Raw genomic sequence first — 16646 nt, forward strand, 5'->3', positions numbered from 1 at the left:
TCTTCCACGAATCGAGCATCGAGGGTAACGCAATTCCAAAATCCATGGTCATTCTCTTGGACCCGCTGACTTGTGACTTATAACCTGCAACGTAAACAGATTGCTTCAACTATCATCATTGCCGCGCCAGGAAAATCCGCAAGAATGGTCAGCTGTGGTGCTTCAAGATTTGATCCGCGGGCATGGAAACGCAGGCGCTCGCGGGGCAGATCGGTTGACGACCGCGCCTTTCGCCGATGTCTTCGATAAATGCGAGCAGCCTCGCTGTTCCCCAGGACAAGCTGTTTGAGGCACCGGAGCGGATGTTTGACGTTAGCGGGCCAATGGCGCAGATTCAGGCAACCTGAAGCTGAGTGCTGTGTGCGGCGCGAGGTCTATGACCGAGAAGCGTAGCCCAACTTCCGAAACTGAGATGGAAAAGCTGTCTGCTGCTGCCGTAGCATCAGTCGCCAGACTTTCCGCACACGAACACGATTGACTCGATATCCCGATCGGAGAGCAATCCCGCTGCGGCCACCGTGCCTGTCATGACCGTCGAACACCGGATGGACCTCAGGTGCCACGCGTCGGCACACTCTGAGACGGTGCGCGCCATTGGAGTGCTCGTACGCCGCTCGGCCGGCGCTGAACTCCAGATGACCTTCCGCCTCGACGGAGACATTCCCCGAATCCGGGTCTGTCCGCCGGGCGCGTCGCGCATCGGTACACAACTCTGGCGCCACACCTGCTTCGAAGCCTTCATCGCGGTGGAAGGGCAACCGGCGTACCACGAGTTCAACTTTGCGCCATCGGGGGAGTGGGCCGTTTACGCCTTTAGCGGCTATCGCAACGGCGGTCCTGTCGCGAACGAAATGATGCGCCCGCAGATTGCCGTGCGCTCTACTGGCAGTCGGCTTGAGCTGGACACCATTGTCCGGCTCGATTGCCTGTCTGCCATCCACCCGCGTGCTTCGCTACGTATCGGGCTCTCGGCGGTAATCGAGGCGAGCGATGGGCTTTCGTACTGGGCGCTTCGCCATCCGGCCGACAAACCGGATTTTCATGATGCCGATGGATTCGCCCTGCTGCTTAAGCCGCCAGGCCCCGCGTAGGTCTCAAACGCCGTGAAGTTATGAAATTCTGATGAAGCACGCGCAACCACAAGGTCTCAGCCGGCGGCGCGTCGAGCAGCTTCTATCGGAAACGAAGTATGATCGCTGCGCCGGTAGCCGAATTGACGTTCTTTCCCGCCACTTCCTTGGACACCCTTACAAACCAAATCCGCTGATTGGATCGGCCGACACAGTCGAAGTGTTCACGGCTTCCCTCGATGGATTCGACTGTGTCACGTACATCGAAACAATTGTGGCGCTCGCCCGCGCGTCCAACGTCGATGACTTCACCGAGTGGCTGCGAAAGATTAGGTATGAAGGAGGCCGCATTCAATGGGAACGGCGGAATCACTATATGACGCTCTGGATTCGCAACAATGTACGCGAAGGGATAATCAGGCCGGTTTCAATGCCGGCTGTCCCGACAGTCACCAGGGAACGCGTGCTGAATGTTGTGCCCGGACTCGCTGCACAGCGGACTCGCGTGAGATGTGTACCGAAGGCGGCAGTGCCACGGCTCGAACGATATTTGCAAAGCGGTGATCTGATTTTTTTTGCGTCCACACGCAAGCATCTCGATGTGTTTCATGCTGGAATCATCGTGCGCGATGGCAAAAAAGTTTCCATGCGTCACGCGTCGCGCAGCCGAGGCTTTGTCGTGGAACAGGAATTAAGCGAGTTCCTCAAGGCAAATCGGATGGCTGGCGTCATTGTCATGCGGCCGCAAGGGGCGACGCGACGCATCGCGGTTAGCAGCTAAGACAACGCGCCGGGGTGGAATGTGAACATCGTCTATCCAAAGGACTACTCGTCCGCAAGTATTCAACGACTCCTCGACGCTGCCGATTCCGATGTTCTGTTTCTCGGCGATCCGCGTGCGAGCATCGAACCAGGACCGCGCATGTTCGATCGAATGGCGCGGGTCATACGTGAAACCGGCGGCGGCTGGGCTTATGCCGACGCAGTAGGCCATCCTCGCATCGACTATCAAAGCGGGAGCATCCGCGACAGTTTCGACTTTGGCCCGGTAGTCGGTGTGTCGGTTCAGGCTGCGCGTCAGTCAGGAATCGACAGCACCTGGAAATGGGGAGGGCTATACGACCTGCGGTTAAGGATTTCGGAAAACCACGCCATAGTGCGGATTCCCGAACCGTTGTACAGCGCGTCGATGATTGATGCGCGGCCGACGGGTCAAAAGCAATTCGATTATGTGGATCCGCGCAATCGCGATTACCAAATCGAAATGGAGCGCATCGCGACGGCGCATCTCAAACGAATCGGCGCCTGGTTGCAGCCGCACTTCGAGAACGTTCCTGCCACGGCGGAAACATTTCCCGTAAAAGCCAGCGTCGTCATACCGGTTAGGAATCGCGAGCGGACAATTCTCGACGCCGTTCAAAGCGCCCTCGTCCAGAGCGCCGATTTCGAATTCAATGTGATCGTCGTCGATAACCATTCGACGGATCGGACGACGGAAATCCTGCGCGGAATTGGCGATTCGCGGGTTAAGCACATCGTTCCGCAACGCCGGGACCTTGGAATCGGCGGGTGCTGGAACGAGGCGATTTACTCCAAGGACTGCGGGCGATACGCCATCCAACTTGATTCCGACGACCTGTACATCAATGACGGCGTCCTTCGCCGGATTGTTGCAGAACTTGAAGCTGGACCTTATGCGATGGTTATAGGCTCCTACACGATGGTCGACTTTTCCTTGAAAGAACTTCCGCCCGGCCTAATCGACCATCGCGAGTGGAGTCGCGAGAACGGAAGAAACAATGCACTCCGTGTCAATGGTCTTGGCGCGCCGCGCGCATTCAATACGGCGGTTCTGCGCCGCATAGGATTTCCCAATGTCAGCTATGGCGAGGATTACGCCGTAGCGTTGCGCATCAGCCGTGATTATGAGATCGGCCGGATCTATGAGTCCGTTTATCTTTGCCGCCGTTGGGAAGGCAATAGCGACAGCGCCCTGCCGCTCGAGGTTGCGAATCGATACGATCTGTACAAGGACTGGCTTCGAACTATCGAGCTTCACGCTCGAATGCGGCGATGATCCACGAAATAGAAGAACTGTTCAAACGGCAGGCGCGGGCATGGCCGCAGCTCGCGAAAGGCGTTGAAGGCCTTGCGCGGGCGAAGACACGGCCGGTACGGATCGATTGGTTCGACATCTTCATCCGTCACATTCCCCATCGTATGGGTAGCACAACGGCGTCGGTCGACCGGGAGTCGGTTGCGAAACGCCCCTGCTTCCTATGTGCGGGGAATCTGCCTTCGGAGGAAGAGGGTCTGCAGTTCGATGAGAACTTCACGATCTACTGCAATCCGTTTCCAATCGTGGATCATCACCTGACGATCGCTCACCGAGCACACGGCTTCCAGCGCATCGCGAACCAGTTCGGGAATATGCTCGACATTGCCGCGGCCCTCGCTGGATATTTCGTCGTCTATAACGGTCCGGAATGCGGCGCATCCGCACCGGACCACATGCACTTTCAGGCGGGCTCGCGAGGATTGTTTCCGATCGAGAAGGACACCGCTGGACTGACCGGCGTCACTGTTCCGAATTACGGAAGAAATGTGTTGCTGCTTCGTGGGCGGGATCGATCTGCTTTAATCCATCGAATGGATCGCGCCATCGATTTGCTCGCGCAAACGACGGGCAAACGGCCAGAACCGCTGATCAACATCGCGGTCTTTCATGAGAGCGGGGAGTGGGTCGCATATCTGTTTCCGCGAGGAAAACATCGGCCAGAGGTCTTTCATACGGGCGAACTGACGGTCAGTCCGGCATCGATTGATTTGTGCGGAATATTTGTTGTGCCGCTGGCGCAGCATTTCGAAAGAATCACGGGTGACGCCATCGCCGCAATTTTTCGAGAGGTCACTTTGCCTGACGGTCAGTTTCAGGAAGTCGCCGGCAAGCTGGAGAGTGAGCGTTGAAGGTATCGGTAGGGCTGATCGAAGGACAATCCGCGGTCGAAGTCGAATTGACGGGTACGTTTACGGATACTTCCGGCAAGCCGTACAGCCCCGGGCGCTACAGATTTACTTCTGAAGTTACGCTCACTGCGGCGGACCCGGCAGCGTGCGCGTTTGCGCTGGACGACGTCACGATCGGAATCGGATTTCATTGGGAACGCAAGGAGCGCCAGGTATTCCGCGGGGCTTGCCGCCTCATGAAACGAGCAGCCGGGCTGACGGTGATCAATGATGTTGCGCTCGAAGACTACGTCACGAGCGTGATCTCATCCGAGATGAGCGCGTCCTGTCCGCTCGAACTGCTGAAAGCTCACGCGGTGATTTCGCGCAGCTGGATGTGGTTTCCTAAAGCAAATACCCCTCGCTCCGGGAAAGGACAGCGTCTCGAATCTCACGAAATCCTTCGCTGGTACGGCCGCGAAGCGCATCCGGATTTCGATGTGTGTGCCGACGACCACTGCCAGCGGTATCAGGGCATCACGAAGGCATTCTCTCCAGCCGCAGCCGCAGCGGTTCGCGCGACGGCGGGCGCGTTTCTCCGTTACAATGGCGCTATCTGCGACGCACGGTTTTCCAAGTCCTGCGGCGGAATAACCGAGCGCTACGCGACCGCTTGGGAAGATGAAGATATTCCCTATCTTGAATCTATCTACGACGGTCCGGCGCAACCCTGCGCTTACAGTCCTGAGACATGGATACGTTCAAGCCCGCCGGCTTACTGCAATACGGACGATTCGGAGCTTCTCGCGCGGGTTCTGCCGGGATTCGATCAGGAGACCCGGGATTTCTATCGCTGGCGGGTCGCGTACACGCCCGAAGAACTCGCCGATCTGATCAGATCCAGGCTCGGCGCGGATCTTGGTCCGATTCGCGACGTGCAGGCGCTCGCGCGCGGACCTTCAGGCCGAATATATCGGCTGAAGATCACCGGGGAACGCGACTACATCATCATCGGTAAAGAACTGGAAATTCGCCGCGCTTTATCGCGCACCCATCTGTATAGCTCTGCATTCGTCATAGACAAGGTGTCGGGCCGCTTTGTCTTCTTAGGAGCCGGCTGGGGACACGGTGTCGGCCTATGCCAGATCGGCGCGGCAGTTATGGCAAATGAGGGCAAGACTTACACAGAAATCTTGCACCATTACTATCGTGGGACCACTGTCAGCGTTTGACTTTCGCGCCGCGCGCTCATCTGGCCAGGCGAATCTAACTGACGATGCGGCGCCCGTTTCCCTCCGGGGAGGAATGCAGCGCGCTCTCCGAAAGCAATTTGCGGCCAGGTGATGGCCGACGCGACGATCAGACGCTTCGGCGTGCCGAGCATCGTCCACGTTGATTCAAGTCGGCCGAAGGCGCAGTGTCTTTTTCGCAGGCCCAAAGGAGGTCCCTTCATGAGCCGGGTTTTCGGAGAAATGCGGCAGATCGCGTTCGTGGTGCGCGATCTCGAAAAAGCGCTCGACTATTGGACGCGCACGCTCGGCGTCGGACCCTTCTTCACGATGCGCGATGTTGTGCCGGACAACTATCGCTATCGCGGCAGACCTGTCCCGCCGCCGCGAATCTCTCTCGCGTTAGGTTTTTCGGGCGAGTTCCAGGTGGAGATCATCCAACAGCACGACGACAAGCCGAGCGCCTATCGCGATTACCTTGCCGCCGGTCACGAAGGCTTCCAGCACGTCTCCTCATGGATGACGCGGGCAGAATACGATCGCGCCGTGCCGGAACTCGTCCGCTCCGGCCTGTCAGTGGCGCACGAGGGCGCGATCCCCGGCAGTGGTCTCCGGTTCATCTACTTCGCGACTGATTCCGTGCCGGGCGGCCCTCTCTACGAGATTTCGGAAGCGAAAGAACCATCCATTTACCCGACGATGATGAAGATTCGCGACCTTGCGCGGGCTTGGGACGGCCACGATCCGATTCGCGACTTCGCCACCCTGATGCGCTGAAGGGCGCGTGGTTCCCAACCGTGCGGTGCGATGCGTTGGCTCCGAGTCTAAGGCTCAACGCGAACGGAACTCACGCGAAGCGGCCGCCTTTGGTCTGGTCAATGAGCTGGCGCAGGGCAAGGCGCTGGAGCGCGCGATGGCCCAGATCAAGCGCCCGGCGCGATCGGCGATGCAGGCGCCGCTGGCCGAGGGCCTTAGGCTCGAGCGCAACCTTTTCATAAATCTGATGACGACCGACTGGGCGATCGGCGCGATGAAGGCATAGGTTAAGGGACTCGAAGAGCAAAAGTGAGAGGAGACACCACGATGGGCAGACTCGATGGCAAAGTCGCAGTGATCACCGGCGCGGCCAGTGGAATCGGCCGCGGCACTGCGATTCGGTTCGCGGGCGAAGGCGCCGCGGTAGTGATCGCGGACTTGAACGTCGAAGGCGGTGAAGCCGCGGTTCGCGATTGCAAGGAGAACGGCGGCCACGCGGTCTTTCAGAAGACCGACGTTTCAGCAGAGGCGGAGGTCAAGGCGGCGGTGGCGCGCGCGGTCAAGGAATTCGGCCGCCTCGACATCATGTATAACAATGCCGGCCTGGGCGGCGCGGTCGGGCCGATCGACGAGACCACGGTCGAGAATTGGGACAGGAGCCTGGCGATTTTGCTGCGCTCGGTTTTCCTTGGAATGAAGTTCTCGATTCCCGAGATGCGCAAGGCTGGCGGCGGATCGATAATCTCGACCGCGTCGGTCGCGGGTCTTCGCGGGGGCGCGGGGCCGCACGCCTATAGCGCGGCGAAGGCGGCGGTCATTAATCTGACGCGCTCGGTCGCCCTTGAAGTCGGCAAAGATCGGATTCGCGTCAACTGTATCTGCCCGGGCGGCATCAATACTCCGCTGATAAATACGCGCCTGCCCGGAGGTGAGCCGGTGGCGGAGCAGTTGCTCGCGCTGATCCAGCCGATTCCGCGCGCGGGGCATCCGCATGACATCGCGGCGATGGCGCTGTTCCTGGCAAGTGACGATTCCGAATGGGTAACTGGGACCGCCATGGTCGTCGATGGGGGCTTGACCGCAGGCGGCGCACTGTTGGGACAGAATAGCGGTCCGGCGCCGGTCATCCCGGGAAACTTCGCGGGCCCATCGTTCGAGAAGTAACGATTCCCACTGGCAAAGATGCGCCTTAGGCAAAGGGGGCTGGGTCCATCCCATCAACCAAAGACTCCGAAGGCGCCGAAACACCGAGAGTCTCGACCGTCATGGCTCTCCCGCAACGGCCGAACTATTCCTCAGCCCCTACTTCAAGGCGTCTTCCGCCGAATGGTTTATTCTGCGGCAAATCCGCGTAGAGGTTTCGTCGGAGTCAGAATGGAGGAAGACAAATCGAACTTCATGAGCCGCACCTTCGAGGCTGACGAGGTTTTTTTGGTAACTGCCGAGCGGATCGCGAGCTTTTGCGCTTCGGTCGGCGACGACAATCCCTTGTACCTCGATGCGGCCGCCGCAAAAGCGGGTCCGTACGGCGGCATCATCGCGCCGCCCGCCTTGGTGGCCTCTTTTCGGTATGCTGACAATGTCTTCGCACAGATCCCAGCGTTCAGCCACGGCGGCCTCATGGCTGGCATCGATATCGAACTCGACGCCCCGATTCGCGCAGGCGATTCGATCCGGGTGTCGTCCAAGGTGAAGGAGACTTACGAAAAGACAGGCCGTACCGGAACGATGATATTTGTCGTGGTACGTTCGACGCTTGCCAATCAGAAAGGCGAGGTCGTTGCGCGCGTCGATCATCGTATGATGAATCGTGTGTAAGAGGTCCGCTCACTGACCGTGCAACGCGGAAGTGATCGCGTCGTAGGCGGCGTAAATTTCCGATTCCTTGGCTGGGTCCCAGAAGCCGTCGTTGGCGCTGGTCTTAACAATCACCACGTTCTCGCGCGGATTCACATATATGAACTGAAAGAACACTCCTTCGGCTGAGTATGCATGATCTTCAACTCCCGGAAACGTCCACCACTGGAATTGATACCCCAGCGGAGTCAGCGCAATGAAGCAGCTTTCGGCGTTCGCGATCATTTTGAAGATGCTGAGCTGTACGGCTGCTTGCGCGAGTGGCGCGCACACTACCGGGACCGCGCGGAAAATAGCGCTACTCGCCGCGCGGTGCGGTACCACCGTCGATCACGAGCATCGCTCCGGAGATATAACTGGCCGCGTCCGAAGCCAGGAAGATGCAGGGATAAGCGATCTCCCCGACCCGACCGAGGCGGCCCAGGGCGCGAGTGCGGCCGACCTTTGCCCGCAGATCCGGATTGCCCCAACCGCGCGCCGCCGCCGCCTCGGTTTCGATCGGGCCCGGCACGATGCAGTTGACCCGAATGCCGAACCCGCCCCACTCGGAGGCGTGTGACTTCGTGAGGTTAATGACCGCGGACTTCGCTGCCGCGTAAGACGCGGCCATCGGACTGGCACGCAGGGCAAGGTAGGTTGACATGTTGATGATCACGCCGCCGGTGTTCTGCTTGATGAACTGCCGGGCAGCCGCCTTGGAGGCGAAGAAAGTACCGTTGAGGTTGATCCCGACCACCGCCCCCCATCCGTTGGGCGACAGGTCGAGGCTTCGGGCGGCGATGCTCCCGCCGTGATTGTTGATCAGCACGTCAAGCCGCCCAAAATGCCGCACCGCAGTGGCGATCGTCGCCTCGCAGGCGGCCGGGTCGCGCACGTCGCACTGCGCCATCTCGCATTTGCCGCCGGCCTTGCGGATCTCGTCACGCACCGGCTCCAAATGGCTAAGCTTACGGCTCGCGATCAGTAATCGCGCGCCACGCGAGGCGAACTCGTGGGCGATCGAAGCGCCGATTCCGGTGCCGCCGCCGGTTATGATCGTCACCTTGTCTTCGATGCTGAAAGGATCCTTCAAGGTCGCATCCCGCTGTCAGTGCCCGCGTCTAAAGAACTCACGCGCGGCCAACGGACGGACGCGCCCGCATAAGAAGCGGCAGCTTGGACGATTTCGAGCTGAAAAATCCCCGGCGGCGGCCAGACTCAGCGCGACGAACTTTTCACGCCGGCGCTGCTCGACTTGGCGTCCTCCCGCGACAGCATGTCCTTGACCAGCGCCGCGGTCGCGCCCACCAGCCGGATGCATCTGCTCGTCTTCTCAGGCGAGTTCATGTAAGCCTTTACTTCCTCGGGCTTGGTGAAATCCGTACCGGTGATGTCGCGGCAAAAATGGCTGGCCTCGATTTCGCTACCGAAGCGGTGGTAGAGCTCTGCGCAGAGCGGAAAGAGGCTGGGATCTTGCTTGCCCTCGACCGTGCCTTTCCCGCGGTTGAGACCAAGCGCCGCTACGCCGCCGTTAAGGGCGCCGCACACCGAGCCCATACCGCCGATTCCGGCGCCGAACCCACCCATCATGCGGAGCGCAGCCTCGTCTTCTTCCCCCAGGAGATCCTGCACGACGTGCAAGACGGCCTGGCTGCAATGGAATCCCTTGCCGAGGTAGAAAGCCGCCCGTTCGGCGATATCGAATTGCGCGAAGTTCATAAGATCGTCCTCCAAGCGTGAAACTCCGAACCATCTTGATCGAGCATCATCTGTGCCATGCCTTCCTCGCTTTGCCGACGGATTGGGCGTCTGTGCAGGACGGTTAGCCTCCCTCATCAGGCAGCCCATGTCTGTACCTATTGAAAACTCCGAAAACGGCGAAAAGTCCAGAGCCTGCAATTCGCCGCGTATGTTCCCGGTCTGCTCGCGTTTCGATCCGCGTTGTCGTCTTTTGCTCGCTGGTCGGTTCTGTAGCAGCGCGGACATCGAATCGCTAAAGTACACGGGTGGCTTCCACCCGCGCTCGCAAGTCTATCACCGCAAAAACCCGCGCCGAAGACGATCGGCTAAGGGAAATGTTGCGACACGCCGACATCGGCAAGCTGAAAAAGCTAATGGCTCCCTTAATCGAGCGGACGCAACCAGTCAGCCCCGCGAAGGTCGGTAAAAACCGAACCGTGCGTCGCTCCGGCGCTTAAACTCCGCCAGGTCGTTCGCGTTCAGAAACAGTCCCTTCCCTTGGCTGGTCCGCAAAGAGTTCCAGACATTCGATTCCAATCGCCGAGTACCTCTGGAAGCAAGCTGCTCGATATAATCGCGGCGACTATGCCACGCAAAGAGATCGGCCATCTGTAGAGGCAGGAATTTCCAATCATCTTCAAACTGTGGGCGTCCTATGAGCAAGTCCGTCATTTCTTTTAGAAGATGGCCCATCATCCCTTCGTAGGCGGCCCTGATGTTACGCTCTCTACCGATCACGCCCTGATCGAAAATCAATTCGATTGTTTCGCGCACTGGATTTTTCCGAGCGGAATCAAGCATCCAGACCACTACGTGACAAAAGGCGAGCGCATAGGGATTTTTCATTGCTCCCTTCGGCCTAGCAAGAATCCGATTGAAGTCGGCGTAACGAATCCCGATAGAGAGAGCGATCATTTTGTACTTATTGAGTACGCCAATCATTTCAGCGAGCTTGGCGTCACGTTCAGCTTCGCTCCATCCGTTAAAATGGTCTTTCAGCGAAGCAGCCTCCTTGCCTTTTAGATAGTCGAGTCGTGGTTCTTTCCGCATGATGCGCTGCAAATCGTCCACAGCGCCCAACCAGTTTCGTGCTCGGCCGACGTAACCAGCCAGCACAAAGAGCGGATTGTTCTGGTCTTCACCGCGCCCGCTGTCATCCACGTAGACCTGAAACATTAGCCAATATCTCCGGTCCCGTTCACTCGCGGGCATCACCGACAACAATCGCCGAAGCCATGAGCAGGCCTTATCGTCGCTATGGTGGTAGTGACCGCAGACATCCGATAGATTCTGCCGCGTCTGCGGCTTGACTGTCCACATCCGACTAATCCGCAACCGCGATGAAGAAAGCGAAGACTAGTAGAGCAGATAGCGCGCGCGCAGGATGCGGAAATTCTGTAGCTCCGGTTGCCAATCCGCGACGATCTGTTTGGGATCCGCGCCCGACTTGATTTGCTCGAGCGTTCGACGCGAACCAACCATCGAGAGCGTCGCGTCAATCTTGAAATCATTCATATCTAAATGATGCAGTGCGGCAATCAGCTCGATCCCGAGCGCCGGCGAATCAAGCGCGAGGCGGTCGTCGAGAGAAATCCGTACTCCGTGGCAGCTCCGACCGGCATAAATGTCGGCGGATGGCGTGAAATCGGCTGTCTGAAAGCGAACGCCGGGAATCTTTCGCTGGTCCAGGTAGGAGAGCAGCAGCGCAGAGCCGATCCACGGCGCGCCCACCAATTCGAATGGAGTATCGGTCCCGCGCCCGACGCTCACATTGGCGCCCTCGATCATCGCAACGCCCGGATACAGCGTTGCTTCAGTAAGCGTTCGCAGGTTCGGCGAGGGCGGCGTCCATCGCAGCCCCGTCTGATCGAACCATTGGGAACGCCCATAGCCGCGCATCTTGATCACGTGCAGACGCGCGCCGATGTGGTTTTCGCCATTGAACATCTCGGCAAGCTCGCCGACCGTCATGCCGTGGCGCGTCGGCAGCGGAAAATATCCGGTGAACGATTTCAAATCGGCGTCCATGATCGGGCCTTGCACGACGGCGCACGAAATCGGATTGGGACGATCCAGCACATAAAAGTCGATACCGCGGCGGGCCGCTTCTTCCATCGCATAGGCCATCGTCGTGATGTAGGTGTAGAAGCGCGCGCCCGAGTCCTGAACGTCGAACACCACCGCATCGAGGCCATCGAGCATCGCGGCGCTCGGCCGCCGCGTCTCTCCGTACAGGCTAAAGAAGTGCAGACCGGTGACGGGCTCGGCGCCCGGGGCGACGCGCTCATCGACATCGCCGTGCAGGCCATGCTCGGGACTGAAGATCGCGCGCAGCGTCAGTCCGCGCGCATGTGAAAGCGCCTCGATATCGCCAGTGCCGGCGTGAGTGACGCCGGTCTGATTGGTGATCAATCCGACGCGCGTGCCTTTGAGTTGCGCGAATCCGTCACCCGCCAACACGTCGGCGCCAGTGAGAACCATTGTGTGAACGGAAGTGCGTTTGGCCAACGCGCAGAAGGAATTCAAGCAAGGCCGACATTCCACGATGCGATCCTCAGACAGGGTACCGAGGCGATCTGAAATCAGCGCGAGAATTTCGCGTCGCAGCGGGCCCGCATCACCTGCGCCGCTGGGGTACGTGCGATTGGTCAAGATGATCGCATAGGTGGAAGATACGGGATCGATCCACAGCATCGTCCCGGTGAATCCGAAATGGCCGTACGAGCCGACCGGCAAGAGCTGCTCGCGATTCGCACACAGCGGCGCGCCGAGATCCCATCCCAGGCCGCGCAGGCGGCTCGCATCACCCGCGCCGACCGGCGATTGGGGAATCGTCATTTCGTCGATCGAACGCGCAGAGAGAATCGTGACCGCGCCCGCGCGTCCGTCGTCGAGCATCATCCTCGCGAAGATCGCCAGGTCGTCGGCGGTGGAGAACAGTCCGGCATGACCCGCCAGCCCTCCCATTCGCGCGGCAGTCGGATCGTGAACCTCGCCGATGCGCAACTTGCCGTCGGCGAATGCGGTCGGCGCAATACGATTGAGTTCTCGTGCTGGCGGGCAGAAACCGGTATCCGCCATTCCGAGCGGGGTGAAAATGTTGATGCGGCAATAGTCGTTGAGCGGAAGCTTCGCGACGCGCCGAACCACCTCGCCGAGCGCCTCGAAATTGATGTCGCTATACTCGTAGTGCGTTCCCGGAGGATGTAGCGGCTTCGCATCCGCGGTCATCTTCATTGCGGTCGAGTAGCCGGTCCACTTGCGGCGCAGGTCCAAATCTGGCGCCAGGCCGGAATAATGCGTCATCAACTGGCGAATCGTAATGCGTTCCTTGCCGTTGCGAGCGAAGGCTGGCCAGTAAGTCGCGACCGGTGCGTCGAGGTCGATACTGCCGCGCTCGCGAAGCTGCATTATCGCGACCGTGGTCGCGACCGGCTTGGTCAGCGAGGCGAGATCGAAAATTGTGTCGGGAGTCATCGCGACTCGCCGGGGCTCAAGCGCGCGATCTCCCAAAGCGTGGCGATAAACGACCTGGCTGCCTTGCCCGATCTCGACGACGGCGCCGTGGATTCTTCCCGCTTCGATCTCAGACTGGACGATGGTGTCGATTTGTTGCAGGTCCGCTTCGCGCAAGCGCGCGGGCGAGGCAGCAAAAGCAGACGCCGATGCTGCAAGGATCGCGGCGAGCAACTGGAGCGCGAGTGCCGCGATCAGACGGTGCGAGAAAGACGCCGTCGGGCTTCTCATTGCGACTATTGTACCACGTCCGCAGCGTCATTCTCGCAACCCGCGCCCTGCAGCTTCAACCCCTCGGCGGTGTACTGGTTGCGCGGGTTCCATAGCATCCAGCCGTCGGAGCCGAACCTTTTGGCGGCCGAAATTTGCTGCCTGATCTGGGTGCCGGTGAACTCTCGATGGTCGAAGGCGTAGTCGCGAAATGCTTGCAGCCACGGGCGAAACCGAATCGAGGGGATTCCACGCTCGCGCGCGTTCTGCAGCGAGAGGAAGACGATTTCATACGGATGCGCGACCGGATTGCGATAGCCGGGAATGCCGAACTGGAAGCACGACGGGTACAGCATCGGCGAGATGTAGTCGACGATGGGCGCAAGTTCCTCGAGCCGCTGCCCGATATGGGTGTCGTCGAGGTTCCACGTCACGTATCCAAAGATGTCGGCGGCGAGAAACACATTGTAGGGAGTGAGGCGCCGCCGCGCGTCGGCCAGAAAGCCGGAGATCGCGGCGAGGCGGCTCTTCATGTCGGTGGGCTTGGAGAACTTAAGACCCGGCGCGTCGGGAAAGCGCACATAGTCAAACTGAATTTCGTCGAAGCCCAGGCGCGCCGCCTCGATCGCGATCGAGATGTTGTAGTCCCACACCTCGGGGTTGAAGGGATCCGTCCACGCCAGGCGTTCGCGATCCCTGAAGATTGCGCCGCTGCCGCGCTTCACCGCCAAATCGGGTCGGGCGGTCGCCAGCGGATCATCCTTGAAGACGACAATTCGTGCGATAGCGTAAATGTTATCGTGATGGAGCCGGTCAATTATTGCCTTCGCATCGCGCATCGTCGTGAGCTCGTTCGAATGAGCCTGCTCGGCAAGCGCGAGCGAGGTTTTGAATGCGATCATCCCGCGATCGCCTTTGACGTCGATCACCACGGCATTAAGTTCGGTTTTGTCGATGAGGCCGAGGGCCGCCTCGCGCAATTTGGCACTGCCGATTCCGTAAAATGAAAGATAGAGCGCCTTCGGCGTCATCGGCGTCAGTACAATCGGACCGGAGTCATCTTTCAGCACTCCGACGGAGACTGATTCCCGCCGATGGCCGTATGCTCTCAAACCGATCGCGTCGCCCTGGCCGCTGATCTGGAACTTGCCATCGTGATCGGTTCGAACCACGACGTCCCCGAGTGTCACGATCGCATCCTCCACCGGCCTCCTGGTCGAGCCATCGATGACGGTCCCGGTGTAAGCCATTGTCGACACAGGCCTGAACAAAGATGTGAGGAAGAACAAAGACAGCGTGAAAATAATCGGTCTTGACATCAACTATCGCCGACTGGTTATGGGCGTCCGAGCGGGTAGCAGACTCCCGAATCTTTGTCCGATGTCGCCATCGGTAACGATGAAGCGTGGGAGCGCCATGAAGTTGTCGCCGCGCGAGACCTTGCGTCGTTCGATGCTGAATGCGGCGACGTATCCGGATTTTTTGGCGGCGGCAATCAGCTCATCGTCGTAGATCCCGAACGGCCAGCTCAGCATCGTCACCGGGCCACCGAGCCGGCGCTCGAGGACCTGTCGCGATTTGTTGAGCTGGCTATCCACCAATTTCCAGTAATCCTCGGTGGAGAGTCGGCGTTTCTCGATGCGAAAATTGGGATGCCAATAGGTGTGCGATTCCACCGAAAAGAGTCCGGTGGCTTTCAGTTCCGCGAGCTGTTCCCAGGTCATCGCATACGAGGCGTTCGAAATCGCGGATGGATAAATGAACAGTGTCACCGGGATTCGATAGCGCTCGACCAATGGCGCCATGTCGCTGAACACTGTGCGATGGCCATCGTCGGCGGTGATCGCGACGGCGCGCGGCGGCAACTGGTCGTGACCTGCGGCGAAATTCACAACATCGTGAAGCGGAACGACAGTATAGCCATTGTCATGAAGATACTTGAGCTGCGATGCGAAGACCGCGGTCGTGACCGTCATGCTATCGGCAACCACCGGGCCGAACCGATGGTAAACAAGAATCGTCGCGGAGGTTGCGCTCTCTGATGCGGGCTCCGCGATCGCGATCGTCGTTATCACGCTCAGGCACAGCGCCAGAAGCGCAGAGACCAGCTGGAAGCGCCCCTTTTGTTTCATAACTCTTCTGCCGAACGGTCAGGAGCGCGCCGGCAGAATCAGAATCGCCATTGCAGATTTCCCGCCAGATTCACCGTGAATTGCGATATTAGGCTGTCCCTGCTAAAAATTCCATCGGAACCGAAATATGAGCAGATGCGATAATAGCTATCGAATTAATGCGATGGATTGAAACGGGCTGCGACCTGAACCACAAGCGGCCGGCTCCTGATCGAGATCGAAAAACCTCTGATACATATAGACCCCTCAGACGACCGCCTACCGGCCGCGACGCTGCTATTGGTGTGCAGGGGAAACCGGAACGAATCAGGCACCGTGGTCTCGAGATGCGTCTGGTCATCGAAGGGAACGCGAAAACCGAAGAAGGCACGCGACTCGCGACGTAACGTTTCTGCGCTGACTCCGCGTGAACGCATAACAAACCGCCGTTTGCTGAATCTGGAATCTTCGCGAGCACAAGAGAATCTGCTCCGCTTGCATTCAAAATACGGTACGATATAACATAGCTTCCGGAATGCTTTCCCGCCGAAATTTGCAGCTGGTTGCCACGATTCTTGTCGCAATGAGCATCGTAGCGTTAGCGCCTCGACTGCAGCCTCCGCACTTACGCCTCTCCTGCGGATCGACCGGCAACTCAACTCTCAGCGGGTCACAGCGGTTCACCGATGATTCGTCACGCCTGCCCGATCTCAAGGTCGGCTATGCGGCGAATAGCGTTCCACCGCAGCAGTATCTGAAGCTTATACCGGACGATCAGGCCGCCAGACCATTACTGAGTTTCAGATTCCCGAACCCTTCCGTACGACCAATAGTAAGACGGCTCAAATTGCTCCCCTCGCACGCGGAAAGCCAAGACCCGCTCTAAGCAAACTCTAGACTCGTGATTCGCCAAGCACGCGGGTAACTACTCGCGGGCGGTTGTGGTCAAGTTTGAAATCCACCGGCGCAAGCACTTAGCCGGGTCTTGGGAGTTTGCAGCGTGCCAAGTTTCTCGTTGCGCAATCCGTACACAATCATCGTCGGAGCGCTTGTGATCGTGATTTTGGGGGTGACGGCATTCATGAAGATGCCGGTGGACGTATTCCCCAACATCAAGATTCCGGCGGTCGTTGTGGCGACCTTTTACCAGGGCATGCCGCCGCTGGACATGGAGGACAACATCACCTTCCGCTACGAGCGTTTCTTCACGCTCGGCAGCAACATCGAACATG

At 59.0% G+C, this 16646-nt stretch carries 17 protein-coding genes; 10 read left to right on the top strand and 7 right to left on the bottom strand.

Going from position 1 to position 16646, the window contains the following annotated elements; all coding sequences use genetic code 11:
- Positions 1–527: 527 nt before the first annotated feature.
- From VIO10_RS00005 to VIO10_RS00045, 9 genes are all read left to right on the top strand, one after another.
- The gene (locus tag VIO10_RS00005; RefSeq protein WP_331957711.1) at positions 528–1091 is read left to right on the top strand and encodes a DOMON-like domain-containing protein; all 564 of its coding nucleotides are present in this window, start codon (positions 528–530) and stop codon (positions 1089–1091) included.
- A gap of 31 nt (positions 1092–1122) precedes the next feature.
- Positions 1123–1851, top strand: coding sequence for an N-acetylmuramoyl-L-alanine amidase-like domain-containing protein (locus tag VIO10_RS00010; protein WP_331957713.1), 729 nt, complete (start codon positions 1123–1125; stop codon positions 1849–1851).
- A gap of 21 nt (positions 1852–1872) precedes the next feature.
- Positions 1873–3147 (top strand): glycosyltransferase family 2 protein, encoded by a 1275-nt coding sequence (locus VIO10_RS00015; protein WP_331957715.1) that lies wholly within the window; start codon positions 1873–1875, stop codon positions 3145–3147.
- Positions 3144–4037 (top strand): DUF4922 domain-containing protein, encoded by an 894-nt coding sequence (locus tag VIO10_RS00020; RefSeq protein WP_331957716.1) that lies wholly within the window; start codon positions 3144–3146, stop codon positions 4035–4037. Before VIO10_RS00015 ends, VIO10_RS00020 begins: the two co-directional genes overlap by 4 nt.
- Positions 4034–5248, top strand: a complete 1215-nt coding sequence (locus VIO10_RS00025; RefSeq protein WP_414645306.1) for a SpoIID/LytB domain-containing protein — start codon at positions 4034–4036, stop codon at positions 5246–5248. Before VIO10_RS00020 ends, VIO10_RS00025 begins: the two co-directional genes overlap by 4 nt.
- Positions 5249–5467: 219 nt before the next feature.
- Positions 5468–6022, top strand: a complete 555-nt coding sequence (locus tag VIO10_RS00030; protein ID WP_331957720.1) for a VOC family protein — start codon at positions 5468–5470, stop codon at positions 6020–6022.
- Between the two features lie 7 nt (positions 6023–6029).
- On the top strand, positions 6030–6287 hold the full coding sequence (locus tag VIO10_RS00035) for a hypothetical protein (RefSeq protein WP_331957721.1): 258 nt from the start codon (positions 6030–6032) through the stop codon (positions 6285–6287).
- Positions 6288–6328: 41 nt separating this feature from the next.
- Complete coding sequence (locus VIO10_RS00040) at positions 6329–7165, top strand: SDR family oxidoreductase (RefSeq protein ID WP_331957722.1); 837 nt, start codon at positions 6329–6331, stop codon at positions 7163–7165.
- A gap of 210 nt (positions 7166–7375) precedes the next feature.
- Positions 7376–7819, top strand: coding sequence for a MaoC family dehydratase (locus VIO10_RS00045; RefSeq protein ID WP_331957724.1), 444 nt, complete (start codon positions 7376–7378; stop codon positions 7817–7819).
- 9 nt (positions 7820–7828) lie between these two features.
- Here the strand turns inward: VIO10_RS00045 and VIO10_RS00050 are convergent, their stop codons facing one another.
- The 7 genes from VIO10_RS00050 to VIO10_RS00080 form a co-directional block, all read right to left on the bottom strand.
- Positions 7829–8083, bottom strand: coding sequence for a hypothetical protein (locus tag VIO10_RS00050; RefSeq protein WP_331957726.1), 255 nt, complete (start codon positions 8081–8083; stop codon positions 7829–7831).
- A gap of 73 nt (positions 8084–8156) precedes the next feature.
- The gene (locus tag VIO10_RS00055; protein ID WP_331957728.1) at positions 8157–8930 is read right to left on the bottom strand and encodes an SDR family oxidoreductase; all 774 of its coding nucleotides are present in this window, start codon (positions 8928–8930) and stop codon (positions 8157–8159) included.
- 125 nt (positions 8931–9055) lie between these two features.
- Positions 9056–9556: a C-GCAxxG-C-C family protein gene (locus VIO10_RS00060; RefSeq protein ID WP_331957730.1), complete on the bottom strand. Its 501-nt coding sequence runs from the start codon at positions 9554–9556 to the stop codon at positions 9056–9058.
- Positions 9557–9982: 426 nt separating this feature from the next.
- Positions 9983–10753, bottom strand: a complete 771-nt coding sequence (locus VIO10_RS00065) for a DUF3800 domain-containing protein (RefSeq protein WP_331957732.1) — start codon at positions 10751–10753, stop codon at positions 9983–9985.
- A gap of 180 nt (positions 10754–10933) precedes the next feature.
- Positions 10934–13324, bottom strand: coding sequence for an exo-beta-N-acetylmuramidase NamZ domain-containing protein (locus VIO10_RS00070; RefSeq protein ID WP_331957734.1), 2391 nt, complete (start codon positions 13322–13324; stop codon positions 10934–10936).
- Positions 13325–13329: 5 nt separating this feature from the next.
- Positions 13330–14553, bottom strand: a complete 1224-nt coding sequence (locus VIO10_RS00075) for a putative glycoside hydrolase (RefSeq protein WP_331957736.1) — start codon at positions 14551–14553, stop codon at positions 13330–13332.
- 72 nt (positions 14554–14625) lie between these two features.
- Positions 14626–15435 (bottom strand): polysaccharide deacetylase family protein, encoded by an 810-nt coding sequence (locus VIO10_RS00080; protein ID WP_331957738.1) that lies wholly within the window; start codon positions 15433–15435, stop codon positions 14626–14628.
- 979 nt (positions 15436–16414) lie between these two features.
- On the opposite strand from VIO10_RS00080, the gene VIO10_RS00085 reads away from it, so the two are divergent.
- Positions 16415–16646, top strand: a 232-nt coding sequence (locus VIO10_RS00085) for an efflux RND transporter permease subunit (protein WP_331957740.1), incomplete at its 3' end; no start/stop codon positions are given.

Origin of the sequence: Candidatus Binatus sp. (assembly GCF_036567905.1) — a bacterium.
Classification (GTDB): Bacteria; Desulfobacterota; Binatia; order Binatales; family Binataceae; genus Binatus.

What these genes read in the sequence shown, in the direction of transcription:
- VIO10_RS00005 (WP_331957711.1), top strand. Translation starts at nt 528, where the DNA reads ATGACCGTCGAACACCGGATGGACCTCAGGTGCCACGCGTCGGCACAC.
- VIO10_RS00010 (WP_331957713.1), top strand. Translation starts at nt 1,123, where the DNA reads ATGAAGCACGCGCAACCACAAGGTCTCAGCCGGCGGCGCGTCGAGCAG.
- VIO10_RS00020 (WP_331957716.1), top strand. Translation starts at nt 3,144, where the DNA reads ATGATCCACGAAATAGAAGAACTGTTCAAACGGCAGGCGCGGGCATGG.
- VIO10_RS00030 (WP_331957720.1), top strand. Translation starts at nt 5,468, where the DNA reads ATGAGCCGGGTTTTCGGAGAAATGCGGCAGATCGCGTTCGTGGTGCGC.
- VIO10_RS00040 (WP_331957722.1), top strand. Translation starts at nt 6,329, where the DNA reads ATGGGCAGACTCGATGGCAAAGTCGCAGTGATCACCGGCGCGGCCAGT.
- VIO10_RS00045 (WP_331957724.1), top strand. Translation starts at nt 7,376, where the DNA reads ATGGAGGAAGACAAATCGAACTTCATGAGCCGCACCTTCGAGGCTGAC.
- VIO10_RS00050 (WP_331957726.1), bottom strand. Translation starts at nt 8,083, where the DNA reads ATGATCGCGAACGCCGAAAGCTGCTTCATTGCGCTGACTCCGCTGGGG.
- VIO10_RS00060 (WP_331957730.1), bottom strand. Translation starts at nt 9,556, where the DNA reads ATGAACTTCGCGCAATTCGATATCGCCGAACGGGCGGCTTTCTACCTC.
- VIO10_RS00065 (WP_331957732.1), bottom strand. Translation starts at nt 10,753, where the DNA reads ATGTTTCAGGTCTACGTGGATGACAGCGGGCGCGGTGAAGACCAGAAC.
- VIO10_RS00070 (WP_331957734.1), bottom strand. Translation starts at nt 13,324, where the DNA reads ATGAGAAGCCCGACGGCGTCTTTCTCGCACCGTCTGATCGCGGCACTC.
- VIO10_RS00075 (WP_331957736.1), bottom strand. Translation starts at nt 14,553, where the DNA reads ATGGCTTACACCGGGACCGTCATCGATGGCTCGACCAGGAGGCCGGTG.
- VIO10_RS00080 (WP_331957738.1), bottom strand. Translation starts at nt 15,435, where the DNA reads ATGAAACAAAAGGGGCGCTTCCAGCTGGTCTCTGCGCTTCTGGCGCTG.